Annotated in this window: 19 protein-coding genes, 1 tRNA gene and 1 pseudogene; 7 read left to right on the top strand and 14 right to left on the bottom strand. The window is 40.2% G+C overall.

Annotation, left to right across the window (positions count from 1 at the left end):
* Positions 1 to 52: 52 nt before the first annotated feature.
* The gene (locus LS74_RS05680) at positions 53 to 1,462 is read left to right on the top strand and encodes a sodium-dependent transporter (protein WP_034585945.1); all 1,410 of its coding nucleotides are present in this window, start codon (positions 53 to 55) and stop codon (positions 1,460 to 1,462) included.
* An 8-nt stretch (positions 1,463 to 1,470) separates the two neighbouring features.
* On the opposite strand, the gene carA is transcribed toward LS74_RS05680, so the two are convergent.
* The 4 genes from carA to LS74_RS11665 form a co-directional block, all read right to left on the bottom strand.
* Positions 1,471 to 2,616 (bottom strand): glutamine-hydrolyzing carbamoyl-phosphate synthase small subunit, encoded by a 1,146-nt coding sequence (carA, locus tag LS74_RS05675; protein WP_034585942.1) that lies wholly within the window; start codon positions 2,614 to 2,616, stop codon positions 1,471 to 1,473.
* Entirely contained in the window at positions 2,613 to 3,164 is a 552-nt protein-coding gene (locus LS74_RS05670; protein WP_034585939.1) for a DUF507 family protein, read from the bottom strand. Before LS74_RS05670 ends, carA begins: the two co-directional genes overlap by 4 nt.
* Before the next feature lie 64 nt (positions 3,165 to 3,228).
* Positions 3,229 to 5,241, bottom strand: coding sequence for a transglycosylase domain-containing protein (locus tag LS74_RS05665; protein ID WP_034585936.1), 2,013 nt, complete (start codon positions 5,239 to 5,241; stop codon positions 3,229 to 3,231).
* 33 nt (positions 5,242 to 5,274) lie between these two features.
* Complete coding sequence (locus LS74_RS11665; RefSeq protein WP_034585933.1) at positions 5,275 to 6,657, bottom strand: methyl-accepting chemotaxis protein; 1,383 nt, start codon at positions 6,655 to 6,657, stop codon at positions 5,275 to 5,277.
* 259 nt (positions 6,658 to 6,916) lie between these two features.
* Between LS74_RS11665 and fur the strand changes: the two genes are divergently transcribed.
* Together fur and LS74_RS05650 are read left to right on the top strand one after the other, a co-directional pair.
* Positions 6,917 to 7,372, top strand: a complete 456-nt coding sequence (gene fur / locus LS74_RS05655) for a ferric iron uptake transcriptional regulator (protein WP_034585930.1) — start codon at positions 6,917 to 6,919, stop codon at positions 7,370 to 7,372.
* 110 nt (positions 7,373 to 7,482) lie between these two features.
* Positions 7,483 to 7,558: transfer RNA gene (locus tag LS74_RS05650), tRNA-Lys, on the top strand.
* 15 nt (positions 7,559 to 7,573) lie between these two features.
* Here the strand turns inward: LS74_RS05650 and LS74_RS05645 are convergent.
* From LS74_RS05645 to LS74_RS10890, 5 genes are all read right to left on the bottom strand, one after another.
* Entirely contained in the window at positions 7,574 to 8,251 is a 678-nt protein-coding gene (locus tag LS74_RS05645; protein WP_034585927.1) for a hypothetical protein, read from the bottom strand.
* Between the two features lie 6 nt (positions 8,252 to 8,257).
* On the bottom strand, positions 8,258 to 9,553 hold the full coding sequence (locus tag LS74_RS05640; protein WP_034585925.1) for a hypothetical protein: 1,296 nt from the start codon (positions 9,551 to 9,553) through the stop codon (positions 8,258 to 8,260).
* A gap of 18 nt (positions 9,554 to 9,571) precedes the next feature.
* Positions 9,572 to 10,810, bottom strand: a complete 1,239-nt coding sequence (gene ilvA, locus LS74_RS05635; protein ID WP_034585923.1) for a threonine ammonia-lyase — start codon at positions 10,808 to 10,810, stop codon at positions 9,572 to 9,574.
* Positions 10,811 to 10,821: 11 nt separating this feature from the next.
* Positions 10,822 to 11,748 carry a DMT family transporter gene (locus LS74_RS05630; RefSeq protein WP_034585921.1) on the bottom strand — a complete coding sequence of 309 codons (927 nt, stop codon included), beginning with the start codon at positions 11,746 to 11,748 and terminating at the stop codon, positions 10,822 to 10,824.
* 199 nt (positions 11,749 to 11,947) lie between these two features.
* Positions 11,948 to 12,109, bottom strand: a complete 162-nt coding sequence (locus LS74_RS10890) for a hypothetical protein (protein ID WP_167480467.1) — start codon at positions 12,107 to 12,109, stop codon at positions 11,948 to 11,950.
* Positions 12,110 to 12,151: 42 nt separating this feature from the next.
* On the opposite strand from LS74_RS10890, the gene flgH reads away from it, so the two are divergent.
* Together flgH and pseF are read left to right on the top strand one after the other, a co-directional pair.
* Positions 12,152 to 12,865 carry a flagellar basal body L-ring protein FlgH gene (gene flgH, locus LS74_RS05625; protein ID WP_201274713.1) on the top strand — a complete coding sequence of 238 codons (714 nt, stop codon included), beginning with the start codon at positions 12,152 to 12,154 and terminating at the stop codon, positions 12,863 to 12,865.
* 100 nt (positions 12,866 to 12,965) lie between these two features.
* Complete coding sequence (pseF, locus tag LS74_RS05620) at positions 12,966 to 13,664, top strand: pseudaminic acid cytidylyltransferase (protein WP_002955746.1); 699 nt, start codon at positions 12,966 to 12,968, stop codon at positions 13,662 to 13,664.
* 53 nt (positions 13,665 to 13,717) lie between these two features.
* Here pseF and LS74_RS05615 read toward each other — a convergent pair whose 3' ends face one another.
* Positions 13,718 to 14,200 carry a DUF4136 domain-containing protein gene (locus tag LS74_RS05615; protein ID WP_002955747.1) on the bottom strand — a complete coding sequence of 161 codons (483 nt, stop codon included), beginning with the start codon at positions 14,198 to 14,200 and terminating at the stop codon, positions 13,718 to 13,720.
* Positions 14,201 to 14,349: 149 nt separating this feature from the next.
* Between LS74_RS05615 and LS74_RS05610 the strand changes: the two genes are divergently transcribed.
* Complete coding sequence (locus tag LS74_RS05610; RefSeq protein WP_084584215.1) at positions 14,350 to 14,556, top strand: hypothetical protein; 207 nt, start codon at positions 14,350 to 14,352, stop codon at positions 14,554 to 14,556.
* A gap of 246 nt (positions 14,557 to 14,802) precedes the next feature.
* Here the strand turns inward: LS74_RS05610 and LS74_RS05600 are convergent, their stop codons facing one another.
* The 4 genes from LS74_RS05600 to LS74_RS05585 form a co-directional block, all read right to left on the bottom strand.
* Positions 14,803 to 15,702: a toxin-antitoxin system YwqK family antitoxin gene (locus LS74_RS05600; RefSeq protein WP_034585918.1), complete on the bottom strand. Its 900-nt coding sequence runs from the start codon at positions 15,700 to 15,702 to the stop codon at positions 14,803 to 14,805.
* A gap of 61 nt (positions 15,703 to 15,763) precedes the next feature.
* Complete coding sequence (locus tag LS74_RS05595; protein WP_034585915.1) at positions 15,764 to 17,350, bottom strand: UDP-glucose dehydrogenase family protein; 1,587 nt, start codon at positions 17,348 to 17,350, stop codon at positions 15,764 to 15,766.
* A 15-nt stretch (positions 17,351 to 17,365) separates the two neighbouring features.
* Positions 17,366 to 17,923 carry a hypothetical protein gene (locus tag LS74_RS05590; protein WP_034585912.1) on the bottom strand — a complete coding sequence of 186 codons (558 nt, stop codon included), beginning with the start codon at positions 17,921 to 17,923 and terminating at the stop codon, positions 17,366 to 17,368.
* A 150-nt stretch (positions 17,924 to 18,073) separates the two neighbouring features.
* Positions 18,074 to 18,352, bottom strand: a complete 279-nt coding sequence (locus LS74_RS05585; protein ID WP_002955648.1) for a DUF362 domain-containing protein — start codon at positions 18,350 to 18,352, stop codon at positions 18,074 to 18,076.
* Positions 18,353 to 18,632: 280 nt separating this feature from the next.
* On the opposite strand from LS74_RS05585, the pseudogene LS74_RS05580 reads away from it, so the two are divergent.
* Positions 18,633 to 19,131, top strand: a pseudogene (locus LS74_RS05580) (glycosyltransferase family 4 protein); the annotation flags it as partial.

Raw genomic sequence — 19,131 nt, 5'->3', positions numbered from 1 at the left:
TTAAATTTGGTTAGAATGCTGTGTAAAAAATGACATATTTAAAAGGAAATAGATGAATAATTTTAGCAAAATCGGCTTTGTTTTGGCGACTTTGGGTAGCTCCATAGGCTTGGGGCATATTTGGCGGTTTCCCTATATGGCGGGGGAAAATGGCGGCGGAGCGTTTGTAATATTTTATCTTATCTTAGCCATTCTCATTGGTGCGTCTATGCTAATGGCGGAAATGCTCCTTGGCAATAAGGCTAGAAGTAATCCTTTGGATAATTTTACTATCCTTAATAATCTTAATAAACTTCTACCAAACACACCCATACAAGATCACAATACCACAGATTCTAAGTCTGGCTCTTCACTTATGTGGCTTGGCTTTTCTACTATTGCCGCACCGCTTATTCTTAGCTTTTATGCGGTTGTTATGGGCTGGATTATGTATTATCTCTTTTATGTGAGCTTTCATCTGCCAACCAACATCAATGAAGCTGATGTGATATTTAATGAGATTACCTCGCACTCCCTTTTGTGGCAAAGTGTGTGCTTTTTTGGGGTTATTGCGATTACGGGTATTATCGTGGGCTTTGGGGTGAAACGCGGGATTGAGAGCTTAAATCTTATCCTTATGCCGCTTTTGTTTATTATCTTTGTTGGGCTTTTAGTCTATGCGATGAATCTACCGGAATTTAGCAATGCGTGGGCGTTTATGTTTCACTTTGAACCAAGCAATATCACCACAAAAACGATTATAGAATCTTTGGGGCAAGTCTTTTTCTCACTCTCACTTGGTGTTGGGGCTATTGCCGTATATGCGGCAAGTGCCAAACAAAATGAAAATCTATTTCAAAGCTCTGTGTGGGTGGTGGTAAGCGGGATTGTCGTCTCACTCGTTGCTGGGCTTATGATTTTTACCTTTATCTATCATTTTAAGGGTGTGCCAAGCGATGGCGTTGGGCTGCTGTTTAAATCCCTGCCTTTAGCGTTTAATGCGTTGGGGAGCAGTGGAGCTATTATCAGTATGTTCTTTTTTGTCGCGGTGCTGTTTGCTGGGATTACTTCAACGGTGTCTATGCTTGAACCCGGCGTGAGTATCCTGCGTGATAAATGTGGCTTTTCACAAATCAAAGCGACTTTTGTCCTAAGCCTAGCGATTTTAGTGCTTGGCTTTTTAGTCATTCTTTGGGCAAATGCGGAAATGGAGCTACCTTTAATCTTTGGGCAATCACTCTTTGGCGTGCTAGATTCTATCACTTCTTCATTTTTAATGCCTATTGGTATGCTTATTATTTTAACCTTTGTGGGCTGGAAGATAAGAGCAAATCACTTGCGGGCTTGGACGCCTTATCTGCCACAATGGCTTTTTGTGATGTGGCTGTGGATACTCCGCATTGTCGCACCTGCGATTATTCTTATTGTCTTGGCTTCAAAGTATTTTGATATTGTGGGCTTTATTAATAGCTTACTCGCTTAGAATCTCTCTCAACTTTGTGGCTTCAGGCAGAGAGTTGCAAAATCTTGGAATAAGATTCTAGCTTCCTTTGGACCCGGACTTGCCTCTGGGTGATGCTGAACGGAGAATATAGGCTTATTCTTATACCGCACACCCTCAATGGTATTATCAAATAAATTCCTATGCGTAATTGTAGCGATTTCACTGATAGATTCTGGCACACAATAGTTGTGGTTTTGAGCGGTAATTTCTACTGCTCCACTTTGAAGATTCTTGATAGGGTGATTGCCGCCGTGATGTCCAAACTTTAGCTTGTGCGTAGGATAGCCGTGTGCAATAGATAAAAGCTGATGTCCAAGGCAGATACCAAAAATGGGGATATTTGCTTCTATGAGTAACTTTATCTGCTCCACTTCATTACATAGCACAAGCGGATCGCCCGGACCATTAGATAAAAACACACCTTGAATCTCGCCCTTTTGAAAACGCTCCACGATCTCATCTGCCTTAAAAGTATGAGGCATTACCTCCACTTCCAAGCCCACAGATGTAAGTTCATTTAAAATATTAGCTTTCGCACCAAAATCAATGGCGATGATTTTTGCCTTAGGGCTTTTGGGCTTGGCAAAGCTAAAACTCGCAAAATCAAATACAGAATCCGTGTGTGTATAGGGCGTTTTGGTAGAAACCTGCTCTATAAAATTAATCTGGCTTATATCTGGGGCAGATTCTAGGGCTTCACGCAACTCGTCAATCTGGCTCATTTGCGTGGAAGCTATCATATTCATCGCCCCTTGTTTTGTAAGAAGCTTGATAAGCCCACGCGTATCAACATTGCAAATCCCCATAATATTGCGTGATTTTAAAAAATCTGCCAAACTCCCTTGAGAGCGGAAGTTTGAGACATAGTCATTATATGAAGAGACGATCACGCCAACGCACGATGCACTTTTAGATTCATTATCATATTCATTCACGCCCACAATGCCTATCTCTGGCATACTGAAGATGACAAACTGCCCCGCATAGCTTGGATCGGTGATGATTTCTTGGTAGCCTGTCATTGAAGTGTTAAACACCACTTCGCCTACAAATGTGCCCTCCGCCCCAAAACTCTTTGCCTTGAGACTTAAGCCATTAGCAAAATATAAGCTCACATCTTTTAGCTCACTCATAAAAGCCCTTTCTTACGCAACTCTTCTTCATAGAGTTTGCTAAAGACAATCTCATATTCTTCCGTGCCATAGGTAAGCTTTCGCTTGTATTTTTTAAGCTTTTCAAATACGGCATCTTCAGCCTTATCATAGATTCTGGAATAGTCATTGATGGCTTTAAAAATGATATTTTTTATAATGGTTTCTGATACGCTAAATGCGATTAAGCCCTTAGTTTCTAAAGTGGATAGAATCTTATGCGAAACATCACTGCACCTATCCTCCCACGAAAGATAGAAGTTTCTCTCTTTTGCCACTTGACGCTTACACATTCTAAAAAGCTCACGCTCGTCCATATGAAAATCTTCAATCTCATCACTTCGCTCTTCTAGAATCTCACGCACCTTTTCATCAATGGCGAGTTCTTTTTGGATATTCTCCTGCAAGCATTCAAGAGCTATTTGAGCGATATTGGCAATGGGTGCTAAAGGCTTGATATGGGGAGAATTGCCTAGGTCAATACTGATTTTATTTGCGATATAAGGAGCGTGCTGTAATTTTAATCTCATATAGAATCCTTTGTAATTTTTTAAGGTATTGTAGCTAGTTTTAGGTAAAAAATGGATTTAATCCCTAAAACAAAAGCTCCTCTTCAATATCAACTGCCATTGGCTTTTTACTTGGCAATGGAGAGTTTTCAGTGTAGTAAAAATCCCCATAATCAAGGGTTTTTAGCTTTACTCCTTCTGGCACTTTAAACTTCCTTGAAGTGCCCGGATCAAATGTTAGCACCTTAGAGAAAAAGTAAGCAAAAGCTGGGGGAGAGACGATACCGCCAGATTCTGTTGGACCAATAGGTGTGTTATCATCGCGTCCATACCACACAATAGCTTGAACATCGGGGGTAAATCCACAAAACCACCCATCAATATTACGATTTGAAGTGCCGGTTTTCCCAGCAACTTCAATACCTTTAACTCTCGCTCTAAAGCCCGTGCCACGATTGACCACATCACGCAAAATATCAATAGTCAAAAACGCTTGCTGTGCGGTAGTGATATGGCGAGATTGTGTAGGTGAGCTATAAATACTCTCTCCGCTTTTATTAATCACAGATTCTATGAGTGTGGGCTTTAAAATCGTGCCATAGTTTGAAAACATTGAATACTGCTCTGCCACTTCAACCAAAGACAACTCAAAGCTCCCAAGCACAATAGACATATTTTCAGGGAGATCGTCAAAACCATCGCGTTTTAAGGCTTGATAGAGTTTGCTAAAACCAAGATTTTGATCCACAAGATTAATCGTAGCAAGGTTGCTTGAAGTCCGCAAAGCATCTTTAAGCGTCATAAATCCATTAAACTTACTTGAATAATTGCTCGGTCGCCACTCTTCAGATTCTGTCTCTTTTGTCCCTTCAGCTGCTGCTTCAGCCGCACCTTTTGTGGCAAATTTACGCGGCACATCAGGGATAAAAGTTGCTGGAGAATCTCCTTTATCAAAAGCCGCTTGGTAGATAAAAGGCTTTACAGAACTACCAATTTGCCTTTTAGCTTGTGTGGCACGATTAAACTTTTGCTTCGCATAATTCACCCCGCCAACCATCGCCAAAATATCGCCTGTGTGCGTATCTGTAACCACCATCGCCCCATTAAGCGTATCGTTTTCGTCCATTGTTTCATCATTGTAAATTTTAGGATATCGCTCCTTCAAGCGTTTATTGATCTCTTCATACCCATACGCAACTGCTTCTTGTGCAGCTAACTGATAATCCAAATCAACTTTAAGCTTAATATAATATCCACCCGTTTTTAAATCCTCAATATGGCCTAGCTCACGCAACACTTCATCAACAACATAAGGAGCAACATTTTGTGTAAGCGTTTCATTATACACATCTGGCACTTCATTTATGGCGTTGTCGTGCTCTTCTTTTGAAATCCAACCAATGTCATATAATCTATCAATAATATCATTCGCCCTTGACATAGAATAATCTTTATTTTTTGTGGGATCATAAAAGCTTGGGGCTTTTGGCAGTCCCACAAGCATACAAATTTCTTTTAAACTTAGTTCGTGCAGAGTCTTGTGAAAATACCCCAAAGCCGCCGTTTTAATGCCGTGATAGCCGTGTCCAAATGAAATGCGATTAAGATAAAGCTCTAGAATTTTCTCCTTGCTCAAATGTCGCTCAATATGGATAGCAAGCATTGCTTCTGTAAGCTTTCTCTTAAGCGTTTTTTCCGGACTTAAAGCAATATTTTTAATAAGCTGCTGGGTGAGTGTGCTTCCCCCCTCAACATAACGCATACTTTTAATATTCTTAAGCATAGCACGAGAAATTGCATCGGGATTAATGCCGATATGCTCAAAGAATAATGTATCCTCCACTGCAAGAAGAGATTCTATAACGCGTGGGGGAATCTCATCAAATGTAGCATAGAATCTAAAATTTTCATCAGTGAAAATATTCGCAATAAGCCTATCTTTGCGATCAACAATCTGTGAAGCAAGGGCAAAGCGGTATTCCTTAATCTTACTTACTTCAGTTTCCACCTCATAAAAAAGCTTGATAAGATACGCACCTATACCCACTCCCAATACAATAGATACGACAAAAGCCCCAACTTTGATTCTACGCCACATCAACTTCTACACTCTCTAGGAATCTCAAAAATCTTAAGCCTCTTGTGCTTGTGGCTCAACAGAAGATTCTGTGCCTGACAAAGCAGCACGAGGGCGTTCAGCCTGTATCATTTCACTTTCTAAGCGTTTTATATCGCCTAGCACTTCTTCGCGTTTTTCATTATACATATCCACAATAGATTTCATAACGCCATCAGAGCTTTGCTCCATCGCTAGAATCTTAGTATCAATAAGCTTTTTAGGGCAAGATTGTTTTTCATCGGCGAAAGCTTGTGCTAATGTAATCGCCTCCGTATGCACGCCTGCGTGGAAAGCATCAAGAGCCTTGTAACCTTGCGTATTAGCAAATACAGCCTTACCATCGCCTTCAAAATACCATTTACCCAAGCGGCAATTGTGGTGATCCACACAATTAAAGCTATCTGCCAAGCCAAAGATATAAGAGTAAAGATTATTTTTAAATACAACGTGATCAAGCTTAGCTAGAACGCAGAAGATTCTATTGCTTAGATTAAATGTGCTGTGTTTTGTGATGAGACTGCCAAGTTTTAGGTTATTCACAATGCCGTGAAGTTTCATTATCCCTTCTCGCACATTGCTTGTGGCTTCATTTGTTTCTTCTGTGCTTGTTTGAATATCATTTGCCTCTTGTTGCATTGATTTAACAACAACGGCAATTTCTTTTGTCGCTTTTTGTGTTTTTTCAGCGAGTTTTCTCACCTCATCAGCCACAACCGCAAAGCCTCTTCCGTGTTCTCCAGCACGAGCCGCTTCAATAGCAGCATTGAGTGCCAAAAGGTTTGTTTGCTCTGCTATGTCATCAATCAGTGAGATAACACTTGTAATCTCATTGCTTCTTTGTGTGAGAGAATCTACAAGCCCAGAAGCCACTTGCATTTTTTCATACAATATTTCAATTTGATCTAGTGCTTGTGCACTCATACCCAAGCCATCTTCAGCAGATTCAGCTGCCTTGATAGAATATTCAGCCACACCATTTGATTCTGTAAGGACATTTTGCAATGAAGTTTGTGTTTCGGTTACACCCGTTTTCAAGCTTTTTGTATAGACTTCAAAAAGATTAGTGCCTGTGGTATTGTTTGTAAGATGATCAAGCGGAACGATAGAATAATACACCACATCTTCCACGCGTGTGCTTGTTACGCTGTAGTCGTGGCGGACACAGCTAACACTACTCACACTTTCATTAAGTTGCGGAATAAGACCTTCTATACGCTCCAACTTTTTGGCGACATCATTTTGATAGATGATCTCACCCCCTTTAAGTCCAATAATAGCCTCCACTTGAGAAAATCCAACGAGTGTCTTATAAATCTCAAGCTCCTTTGTAAGATGTGCAATATGTGCATCTTTCTCCATTATTTGTCGCTGTAATGCCTTGCTAGAACCAAACATTCAATGCTCCTTTGCTTGTTTTTTAATAAAATCGGCAAGTATTGTGCCATTTTTCACATAAATTTAATATCAAATTCATAGAAGTTATGGATTCAAAATTCCATTCGCTTATCATTTTGTTAAAAAAATGCACAAATTTGAATTTAATGAGAAGATTTCTCATTTGCATTTTTATGCATTTTATTGCTATAATACCAAGCAAAATAAGAATCTCATCAAACAATGATCTTGAGATAAAACCAAATCAAGGAGCAATGATATGAATGCCAATCACCGCGTGGAAACACTAGATTCTATCCTTGAGCGACTGCGAAGCTCTATTAAAAAAAATGGCTTGAAAAACTCCAAGCAACGCGAAGAAATCATCGCTGTTTTATACAAAAGTGGCACACACCTAAGCCCAGAAGAAATTACAAACATCATTAAAACTACAGATAAAAATGCAAGTATCTCATCTGTGTATAGAATCCTAAGCTTTCTTGAAAAGGAAAACTTCATCACCGCACTTGAAGCGGATAAAAGTGGCAGACGCTATGAAATCGCCGCAAAGGAACATCACGATCATATCATTTGCCTTACTTGTGGGGATATTGTGGAGTTTGTTGATGATGAGATTGAACGCTTACAGCTTGACATTGCTAAACAATTTGGTGCAAAGCTCATTAGCCACGATATGCGACTTTTTGTTAAATGCTCAAAATGTCAGGGGTTGTGAGCCTAGATTCAAACCAAATTCAAAGCTCTGTTTCAAAACTTTAATCAAAAACTAAAATTCATTTTTGTATAATCCCCACTTCCAAAAATTTGGAAGCACTTTTTTTATAAGGACGCGTAGCTCAGCTGGTAGAGCAACTGACTCTTAATCAGTGGGTCCAGAGTTCGATCCTCTGCGCGTCCACCACCTTTTCACATTGCTTTAGCACTCCCTAATAATTCCATTTTTTGGCATAACACAAAGACTTTTGGTATATTTGCCCTTTTGTAGTGTGATTTTAAATGGCTGTTGCAAAGGCGTTGGAATCTTGCCGCAATATGGCACACCTAACCTGTCAAAGTAGATTCTCCCTCCACCATTTTCCTTACAAAACCTATCAGATTCTAAAAACATCTGCTCTATTCCAAAATACTCACCCAAACGCACCTCTGCTTGTGCGTTATTCTTACATTCCTGTGCGGTATTTGTATTATTATACGCACTCAAGCATTTTCTATCCATATTTTTTAAAATCATATCTCCCGCCATTGGACGGCTATCAAAGTTTGTGTTTATAGCGTGTCGTGGCGTGTCAGCATATATGCTATAACTGAAAGTTGTGTAGATTCTGCCTAGATGAAATTGTATCTGCCACATCGCATTATGATGTTGCTGCATTAATGCCAAGGCGTTGATAGAAGGATAGAATTTGAGCAAATCTCTAGCAGATTCAAGCTGTGTCAAAACAACATCATCACTCAAAGCGGTAAGCTGCGTGGCTCTAATATGTGTAGCAAGGCTTTTATATGCACTCTCAAGGCTATGATTTGCCTTGATAGAAGGGAATGAAAAGAGCATAAGCATAAGTGATAGAGCGATAAGAAATTCAAAAAGCTTCATTGTAGTCTATGGTGTTTTGGGATTTTTAGCTTTATCTATCTGCTTATTTTTATGAGCTTGTGTTGTGCTTAAAGGTTTGCTAGAAGGAGTTGGCACAATCACAAAGCCCACCACCTTTTTACCCAAATATACAATATCAATCTCATCTACATAGCTTTCATTCAAATCAGTAATAGGCAGCAAATAGGGGCTTTCCCCACTTTTGATACCATAAAATCGCAATGCCAACTCTAGCCTAGAATCACTCACTTTGATAGATTCTATTCCACGAGATTGAAGCGCATTTGCCACATCTTTGCTTATGTAATATGAACTTGCAAAGTGATTTTTCACCCCAAAAAGATACAACACCTTGTTGCCATACAACACCAAACTTTGCATACACAATAATGCAAAAATCACCAAAAACCGCCGCACATACACTGCCCTAAAATTTGGCAAACGCACTCTCATATCAGCAAAAAAGTGTCGTATCGCCACAGGCAATGCCACCACACTCATAGGAAACAAACTCTCCAAATCCACATCTTGCCGCAATGAAAGCAACATCACAAAAAACATAGAAGTCGCTCCAATATCCACAAGAATATTGTTTTGCTTTTTTAACGCATTAACAATCGTGTAAAAATAATACACTAAAAGCAATGGCGAAAAATACAACGCCATTTTGCCAAGATTCTGCAGAAAATAATTGCGTGGTGAGCCTGAAACATCAAGCCCAAATATATACATATTTAATGCAAAAAATACAAGTGTGATAAACATACCAAGCGTATTTTTATTCCTTAATGTATAAAAAAACAAAGCAAAAAATAAAACCGCAAAACTGCCATCTAAAAATACCGCTACAAACATCATCACATAAGGCATTCTCTTAAAACGCATTTGATAATAACAGCACAAAAGCGTTACAAAGATGATAAACCCGCTCTTTAGCATAAGCAAAGCACTCAACATTACCCCGGGCAATAAAGCATACACAAGCACTACAATCAAGCTATCGCGTGGCTTTTTAAGATAAAGCCTTGAGATTCTATACAACAAAAACATATTACCTATATGTAAAAGTATCAAAGGCAAACGCAAGGCATAGTCATTCCACCCAAAAGTATCAAGGAAAAACCGCACCACCACAAAAAGTAAATCTTGTGAGTAAAACACTCCTGCAGCTTCCCTATGATGAATACTCAAATCCCCACAAACAAACAGCAACAGCCCAACATTAATTCCTAGAATCAAGCAAAACAGCACATTTGTGCGGAGATTTGAAGTCCTATATATATCCCACATATCTTTTAGCATAGTCTATCTAAATGCCTTTTAGTTAATCTCATTAAAAAAATATCCATAGTTTGTAAGGCTTTGACGGATTTGCTCCTTATGCTCTTGCCCCTTTGTTTCTAACGCCATTGTTACCAATGCATCGCCATATTTTAGCATTACTGAAGTCCTATCGTATTCAATCTGCACGATATTTGCCCCAACCTTGCTTAAAATATCCGTTAGCCCCTGCAAACTCCCGGGCTTATCAATCAGCACGACTTCAAGCTTCATTTTGCGATTTGATTTAAGCAAACCTTTTTCAATGATGACATTGAGCATTGTAATATCAATATTCCCTCCACTTAGCACTAAAGCAATTTTATCGCTTTGACTAAAACTAAATTTCTTATGTAAGACACTCGCTACACTTGCCGCCCCAGCCCCCTCCACGACAAGCTTTTGCTTTTCAAGCAAAAATAAAATCGCATTAGCAATCTCTTCATCATCTACGCTCACTATCTCATCTACGCATTGCTGTAATAACGCAAAATTCTCCGCATTCACATCACGCACAGCTATCCCATCAGCAATACTCCGCACAGATTCTACTCTCTCAATTTTCCCACTTGCAAATGACCTTTTCATCGCGTCCGCTCCACTTGCCACCACGCCAATAACTCGCACACTAGGCTTTAGTGTCTTTATCACACTGCCAATACCCCCAAGAAGCCCACCTCCGCCAATAGGCACAACAACCACATCTATGTCATCTTTCTCTTCTAATATCTCAAGCCCTATGCTGCCTTGCCCAGCAATCACAAGCTCATCGGCAAAAGGGTGGATAAACACCAAATCCCGCTCTTTTGCTATCTGCAACGCCCTTTCAAACGCCTCATCATAGTTATCCCCACACAGCACCACTTCCGCCCCCAATGCCTTAGTCGCACTCACTTTGAGTAATGGTGTAGCCTCAGGCATTACAATCACAGATTGAATCCCAAAATGCCTAGCACTATATGCCACGCCTTGAGCGTGATTCCCAGCACTTGCGGCAATCACACCTTGAATCTGCCCTTCCTTATAAGATACTGCCTTGCTAGATTCCACTAATGAAGCGATTTTATTAAACGCCCCGCGAATCTTAAATGCACCAGTAAGCTGGAGATTCTCTTTTTTGAGATAAATCTCGCTTAAAGATAGCTGTGAAAGCACAGGTGCGTAACTTAGCGGAGTGTGAGCTATCACGCCTTGCAGCCTTTGCCTTGCTTCTAAGACCTTATCATAAATATGTTGCATTACTTCCCCTTTTATTGAATGTTTTTAGTGTTTTTAGAACGCAAAAGCCTTTTCATATCCGCAAGCAATGGAGGCAGTCCAACACCAATGCCAGAGAGTATAATAAGCATTATGCCAAAGCTTGTAGCAAGATTTGGTAAATTATCCCCTAGCAACACACCAAGAATCACGCTAAAAACCAAACGCATATAATCAATAGGTGCGACAATACCAGCAGGAGCGGACATATACGCCTTTGTGAGATAATGCTGCCCTAGTGTCCCAAACAGCCCAAGTAGAATAATATGTAGCCAATCTATCCCTTGTGGCATAGCCCAAGATTGCGCAAAAAGCGGGATTTGAGCCACACTTACAATAAGTGTAATGACACTCATCGCCACGCCTGTGGCAAATACAGGCACCCACGAGCTAAAATAATCCTTTAATGCCCTAAGATTTAAAAACGCCACTGCCATAAATAACGCACTTGAGATACCAAAAATAACATTTTCTAGCCCCATTGCATTAAAATTTGGATTGCAAATCAGCAAGATTCCACAAAAGCCTATAATCGTAGAAAACACCACGCCTAAATGAAACTTTTCCCCCAAAAATAAAAAAGACAGCAACACCACATATAAAGGCATACTTTGACTAAAGGCTGTGGCATTGCCAAGTGAAATAGTCGCAATATTATAAAAAAGTGCCACAAAGCTTAAACCCCCAGCGATTGAGCGGGAGAGCAAAAACACATAGCCGCCTTTTTTATGACTAGGCTTTTTCATAGGCTTACTCAAACACAGCGGCAGCAAAAACAGCACCATTAAAAATGAGCGGAAAAACGCCACTTCCATAGATGGCAGAGTAAGAGAGAGAATCTTAGCCTCCGCACCCATTAACGCAAAAAGCAAAGATGAAAACAGCATAGCCAAAATGCCCTGTGTGAGATTTGCACTCATAAAATCACACTCCTTTAAATGTGGCATTATAGCAGTTTAGATTCTTAAAAGCCTAGAATCTCAAATAGATTCTACCACCTTATCATACTCAACACAGCAAGCATCTCTATTTTTTAGAATCTTTGAGTGCTTCTTATTTTTTCTTTAAGGGGGAGGGGTTTGAATTTGCAAGTGTGGATTTGCTTCGCTACACGCGAAATCACCCCTCCCCCTTAAAAATCCCCCACCCGATGACGCTTTCAAGGTTATGCTTCGCACTTACATTGATTTTATGTGTGGCAAAGTCGTGCTTTGCCACTGCTTGAGATTCTACAAATGCAGATTCTATTTTTAGGAATGCCCTTTGCTTAAAACCCCGCAAAGACACTACAAAGGATTGTAAATGCTTACACGAAGTTTAGGAATGTCGCTCCTTGGAATCTTAATTCTTTCCATCGCCCTTTTTTCAAATAAAGCCTTAGCCTTTGAGCCTAGCATTGACTTTAACGCGCCAGACTGGGTAGAAGAGCGAGAATCTGCGGATAATGATGTCCCAGAATTACCCAAAGCAGGAAGCCTTTTTGGCAGTGGGGATAGACCGCTATTTTCTGATAGACGCGCAATGAAGCCAGATGATCTCATTACGATTGTGATTAATGAAAATGCTAATGCCAACTTCACTACAAACAAAAACTATAATGGTGCAAGTGGCGGGAATGTAAAACCCCCAGCCATTGAATACACAGGCAATAACGAAGAGCAAAAGCAAATAGTCCAAGAGCTAAACGACCAAGCTGCCTACAATCTCACAAAGGCAAACAACACTTCAAACTTCCAAGGTGGAGGCGCACAAACGCGTAATGAAGCCCTAAATGCCACACTCACAGCAAGAATCATCAAAGTCTTAGATAATAACACCTACTTTATCCATGGCAGACGCGAAGTGCTAGTAGATGGCGAAAAGCAGATTCTAGAATTAAGCGGCGTAGTGCGATCATTTGATATAAGCAAAGATAATGTCGTGCAAAGCAAACACATCGCCAATGCCAAAATCGCCTACACATCAGCAGGACCCATCAGCGATACCAACCGCAAAAAGCCCATTAGCGATGGTATAGAATCGTTATATCCATTTTGAGTAAAGCATTCTAAGCGAAGCGAAGCCCTGTTAGAATCTAAGCTTTAAAATCTTATCCCTTTTCACAAGGGCAACACCACAAAAAGGAAAGGTAGTGAAAATGAGAAAAGTAGCCCTTATCCCCGCACGAGGCGGGAGTAAAAGAATCCCAAATAAAAATATCAAAGATTTTTGTGGCAAACCTATCATCGCCTACCCCATAGCCACCGCATTAGAATCTAAGCTTTTTGATGAAGTCATTGTCAGTACAGATTCTCACATTATCGCTCAAATTGCCCTTGATTATGGAGCAAAAGTCCCCTTTATGCGTCCAACGCATTTAAGCGATGACTTCACGCCAACTGCTGATGTGGCAAATCACGCCATAGATATGCTAAATCTTAGCCAAGATGACCTGCTTTGTGTCATCTACCCTACCGCCCCACTGCTAAGTGCTAAGAGTCTGAATCTAGGCTATCTCGCCCTGCAGGATTCTGCCTATCTTTTTAGTTTCGCTGCTGTGGCGTATGACTACACGCCATATCGTAGCTTTTGCTTTAAAAACGGCGAGATTGCTATGCTTTTTCCAGCCCATTATGCTAAACGCTCCCAAGACTTGGAGCAAGTCTATCACGATGCGGGGCAGTTCTACTTTGGCAGAGTGGGGGCGTGGCAGGAAGCTCTGCCTATCTTTGCCCCGCATTCTTATGCTATTATCCTAAAAAGCTATCAAGTCCAAGACATTGATACGCTAGATGATTGGCAAATGGCGGAGATAAAGTATAAGTTGCAGGAAAGTTTAAGTGATGAAAAAGCTTAGAATCTAATCAATTTACTTAATAAAACATCAAAAACCAAATAAAATTATAAACTTTAAAAATCTTTAAGACATCGTTCTATGGCTTGACGCACATCATCAGCTTCAGTATCCCCCTGCCCCTCTGCACTACAAGTAAAAACTAAATCGTGTGTTTTTGAATCTAACATTTGAATAGTAACACTCAAAGTATATCCTCCTAGCCCTCCCAATACATTTCGCTTATCACCCTGCCCATACTGAACAAGAAGTGTCGGTTTGTCATTAGGACTACTTAAAATAACAAAGCCTTTTTTCATTAAGATTCCAGAAATCACATCTGCAGGATTTATACTTTTTGAACTAGAAGCACCAAAACCTCCACCTGTGCCATACCCCATATAAACAGCTCCACTTCCTGAAGTCAATGTTTGTGTTTGTCCCACAATGGCATACCTATACATACTTGTATCTTGCAATTTATTTACCTGTGTTGGCTTTAAAATCGCACAGCCATTCATAATAAAAACTAAGAGTCCAGTAATAAATACCTTTTTCATTTTTTCCCCCTTGTTTTGAAAATTAAAAATACAACTATACGATATATTTTCTTAATTTTTTATATATAAACGACTTATTGTCATAATTGTATATCAAGTCAAAGTAGTGTGTAATTCCCCTAAAAAGCTTAATTTTGCGAGAAACCTAAATGAAATACACCCAACAAGACAAAGCTAGAATCTTGCGTATCACGACACGCACATTGCAGCGGTGGAGGACAACAAAGCCGGAGTTATACGCGATTATAGAAGCGGGATTTAAAATGCGTGAGAATCTCGCTCAACAGGAGCTATATCACAAGGAGATTTTAGAGCTTATTAAGTCCATAGACCCAAACTCCACGCATTCAGCCTAGAACTTACACTTTCAGCAAAGCTAAAGCCTTTTATAAATCTCTTTTTGTAAATCTTGTTTAGGTAAAAGTGTGATTTTAGGGAATTGTGTGCGGTTGAAGGTAGCTTGGCGTTTGGCTAATTGACAGGTGTGGAAAAACAGCTCTTGTTTTAGAGATTCAAGGCTTGTAAGTTTGCCTTGTAAAAATGCTAGGCTAGACAGTCCTTAAAGCTTCAAAGTAATGTAATGTGAAAATAGAATCTAAAAACTAATCCCCCTGTGTCCTTGCTTCGCTCAAGCCCGGGAGACAATTTTGTGCTTGGCAGTCTAGCTTTGAGGTGATTTCGCCTTTTTGGTTGTATTCTTTCTGCCATATAGCTTGATTATTTTCATAGAGCATTTCAAGCTTGAGTTTGCCATTGGGATAAAACCAGCTGACTTCCACTTTTTTGGGAGAGCCTGTGCTGTAAATACGCTGCGTTACAAGACTGCCATTTTCATCAAAGGTTCGCTCTTTGCCGACTTTCTCATCATTTTCAAAACTCGCCTCTGCACGCACCAGCCCATTCTCATCATACTGCTTCATATCGCCATTTTTCTTTCCATCTCGGTAATTTACCATCTCGGCAATTTTACCACTTTTAAAAAATCCACGACTTACCCCCTCAATCTTGCCCTGCTTATAGGCATATTGCCGAGAGACCTTGCCATTATCATAGTATTCTACGACTTTGCCCTCTAAGATTCCATCATTATAATCTGCTTCTTTAGCAAGCACTCCATTTGGGTGATACCACTTTGCCTTGCCGATGATTTTACCCTCATCATAGGTCATTTCTGATTTCAAAATACTTTGCGGATAAAACTCTTGGGCTAATCCATCTAGCTTATTGTTTTTGTAGTTCGCATCATACAGCACCTCTCCATCTTCGGAATACTGCATTTCTCGCCCTTCTTTGCGTCCATTAACATAGTGCATTTGATGAAGCAAATGCCCACTCTCATCATACCACGCCTCACGCCCGTGCTTAATATCTGTGCCTTTAATGTAACTCACACGAATCTGCTTGACCTCGCCCACCGTTCCCATTGTCGTGGTGCGTATCTCAAGCTCCACCCCCATAAGAAAGCCTATCATACCCATAAAAATTACAATACTTCTTAGCATACACGCTCCTTTTTATAGAATCCTAACTTTACAATCGGCTTTTTTATTAAATGGGTATGTTTTAAGCCATCTGTGCAACCCCTATTTGATAATACTTAAAGCCCTTAGATTCTAAGCCACAATGCTGGTAAATATTTCGCCCATCAAAGATAATAGGCTCTTTTAACAGCTTTGCTATTTCGCCAAAATCAGGACTTCTAAACTCCCGCCATTCAGTCAGCAGCACTAACGCTACACAGCCCTGCAACGCACTATATTTACTCTCCATAAATGTAATAGAATCTAGCCTATCTTTGAGATAGAATCTCGCTTGTTCGTATGCCTTTGGGTCATAGGCTTGTATCGTTGCCCCACGCTTAGTTAGCTCATCTATTAACACCAAAGAGCTTGCCTCACGCATATCATCAGTCTCTGGCTTAAAGCTAAGCCCCCACACACAAAAGCTAAGCCCTTGTAAGTTCTCCCCAAAATGCCTAACAATCTTTTCTACCAACAGCATTTTTTGCTTTTCATTGACTTCTTGCACTGCGTTTAGAATTTTAGCCGTGTAGCCGACATCTTTTGCACTCTTTTCTAACGCCCTTACATCTTTAGGGAAACAGCTCCCACCATACCCACAGCCCGGGTAAATAAAGCTATATCCTATGCGTGAGTCGCTGCCTATGCCCTGCCGCACATCATTGATATTTGCTCCCACACGCTCACAGATTTGACTCATCTCATTGATAAAGCTAATCTTTGTAGCAAGCATCGCATTTGCCGCATATTTTGTCATCTCCGCAGATTCTATCCCCATAGCAATGAGCCTATCACTTTTCAATAAAAATGGTGCATACAAGGCTTTCATCACTTCTAATGCCCTTGTAGAATCTGTGCCGATAACCACTCTATCTGGACTCATAAAGTCTTTAATCGCAACGCCTTCCTTAAGAAACTCAGGGTTGCTTACGACATCAAAGGTTATGTCTTGTGTTTTAGTTGAGTGATGAATGTTAGATTCTAAAAAATCATCGTTGTTTTCATTATTTTCTTTTCGCAAAAAGGGATTTTGTTCTGCTTCTTTTTTTTGAGCTAAGGGGGAGAGGCTTGAATTAGGCGAGGTCGCTCCCTCCCCCTTAGCAATCCCCCACCCCGACAACACCTCTAAAGTGGGCGTTTCACTTTGTGAATCGCTACTATGATTACCCAAAGACGAATTGCCTTGACAAACTGAATGCCTGCCCCTTTTAATTAACACAGATTCTATGATTCTTCTCACCTCTCTAGCCGTTCCCACCGGCACCGTGCTTTTATCCACCACCACGACATATTCTCGCTCTATATGACTGCCAATGTCCTGTGCCACAGCTTTAACAAAGCTTAAATCAGCACTGCCATCTTCACCCATCGGTGTGCCAACAGCGATAAAAATCACTTCCGCATTTGAGATAGCCTCCTTTTTATCCGTGCTAAAACGCAAAGTTTTAAGCCTTGCATTCTCACGCACCATTTCTTCTAAGCCCGGCTCATAGATAGGGATTTTTCCTTGCTTTAAAGATTCTATCTTTTTAGAATCTACATCAAGGCAAATCACTTCATTTCCCATTTGAGCAAAACACGCCCCAGCCACAAGCCCTACATACCCACTACCAATAATCGTAACCTGCATTTGTATCCTTAAAGCTTATTTGCTAGGCATATTTGAAAGGTTACTAAAAATCGTGCGGAGTGAGCGTCTAATGACATTTTGCTTTTGATCTTGCGTGATTTCTAGCTCATCGCCAACGCCAAGATATTTTTTCTCACTCATCTTCAATGTGCTTGTTGCATTTTGCTGAATCGTGTTTGTCTTATTTGTCATCGTGAAGCTTACATCGCTTTTTAAAGTCGCACTATCCTTGGTGCTAATGGCACTTGTATCTTCTTTTGTCTCTTGAATCTCAAAGCCATATTTGATGTTAAGCGTATAGCTTGTTGGGCTTATTTTAGATTCAATCTTAAAGCAACCACTTTTTGCAAGGCTCTCATCTAAGATTGCTTGAAAATCTTTTTTTGAAAGGATATTTTCCTTTGTTGTCTCAATCTTACCAAGGGCAATGGTGTATTTTGGCTCGTTGCAAATTTGTGTAATCTCTCCATTATCCTGTGGTGTGCTAGGCTCACCAGAAAAGCACCCTGCTAACAATAGCCCTAAACCAAAAGCTCCAAATGCAAAAGTCCCAAATGTGTGTAATGACCTCATTATGTCTCCTTGAAAGTGAAATTTAAAAACGGATTTATTCTAGCTTAAGAATCTAAATTAGCAAAAACAAGTTAAATTTAAAGATAAAAAAGTGAAAGTTTAAAAGAAGATTTGTAAAGCAAGAATCCCACAAGTGTGAGATTCTATATTTTAAGATACCACAGGGTGTGTGCCATCTCTCATATCAGCACCGATATTGTCACGATTGCTACTTCCTAGTTCGCTCCACACGATGCAGCCATCAGTTGGGCAAGCACTTGCACAAGCAGGTTGCTCATTATGCCCAACGCACTCTACGCATTTGTCTGAATACACATAGTAAATGCCTTCGCCTGTTGGATTATCATCATCATCAACGATAGCACTTACAGGACATTCATCAATACAAGAACCACAAGCGATACAAATATCTGTAATCTTAACAGCCATAGCTCTGCTCCCTTATTTGTTGTTTGTTTGGGTCAAAACCCGGGCTGAAGTATAATCATACTTATCTTAAAAAACGCATAAAATAAGAATGAAAGTTTTATTTTACTTTTTGTGTAACGATTTTTAGCTTTTTGAAAAGGCTGATAGCTTTTGCTTAGAATCTGCCCTTATTGTAGATTCTAGATTTGCAGTAGAGATTCAGCAAAGCTTATGTAGAATCCGCGATTTTGTTGTATAAAATTTATCTAAAGATAGAATGTGGGGAGATATGGAGACAGGTATGCTTCTTTGGGCTTTGAGTAGCTTTCTTATAAGCTTTGTGTTGTGCGTTGGTATTATCATCGGCTCTAGGCGGTTTGGAATCTTTATAGATAGTGGCACTTCGCATAAACCTCAAAGATTCCACACTCAAGCCACGCCTCGTGCCGGTGGGATTGGAATCTTTAGTGCTTTTACCCTGCTTGTGGGGTATGCGTATTTTGCCCAAATGAGCTGGGCTATAAACACGCAAACGCTCATCATTCTGCTTGGTTGTGGTATTGTCTTTACAAGTGGGCTAATAGAAGACTTTAGTGGGAATCTTTCTCCAAAAGTGCGTCTCATTATGCAGTGTGTGGCGGCATTTGGCGTGTGTGCGTGGATTGATGTGTATTTGAAGGATTTATCGCTTGGATTCACATTGCCCTACCTTATCGGTCTATTTTTTACCACATTTGCACTTGTTGGGGTGAGTAATGCGATTAATATTATTGATGGGTTTAATGGCTTAGCAAGTGGTG

Origin of the sequence: Helicobacter magdeburgensis (assembly GCF_000765825.2) — a bacterium.
GTDB classification, from domain to species: domain Bacteria; phylum Campylobacterota; class Campylobacteria; order Campylobacterales; family Helicobacteraceae; genus Helicobacter_C; species Helicobacter_C magdeburgensis.
This window is presented reverse-complemented; position numbering and strand designations above follow the sequence as displayed.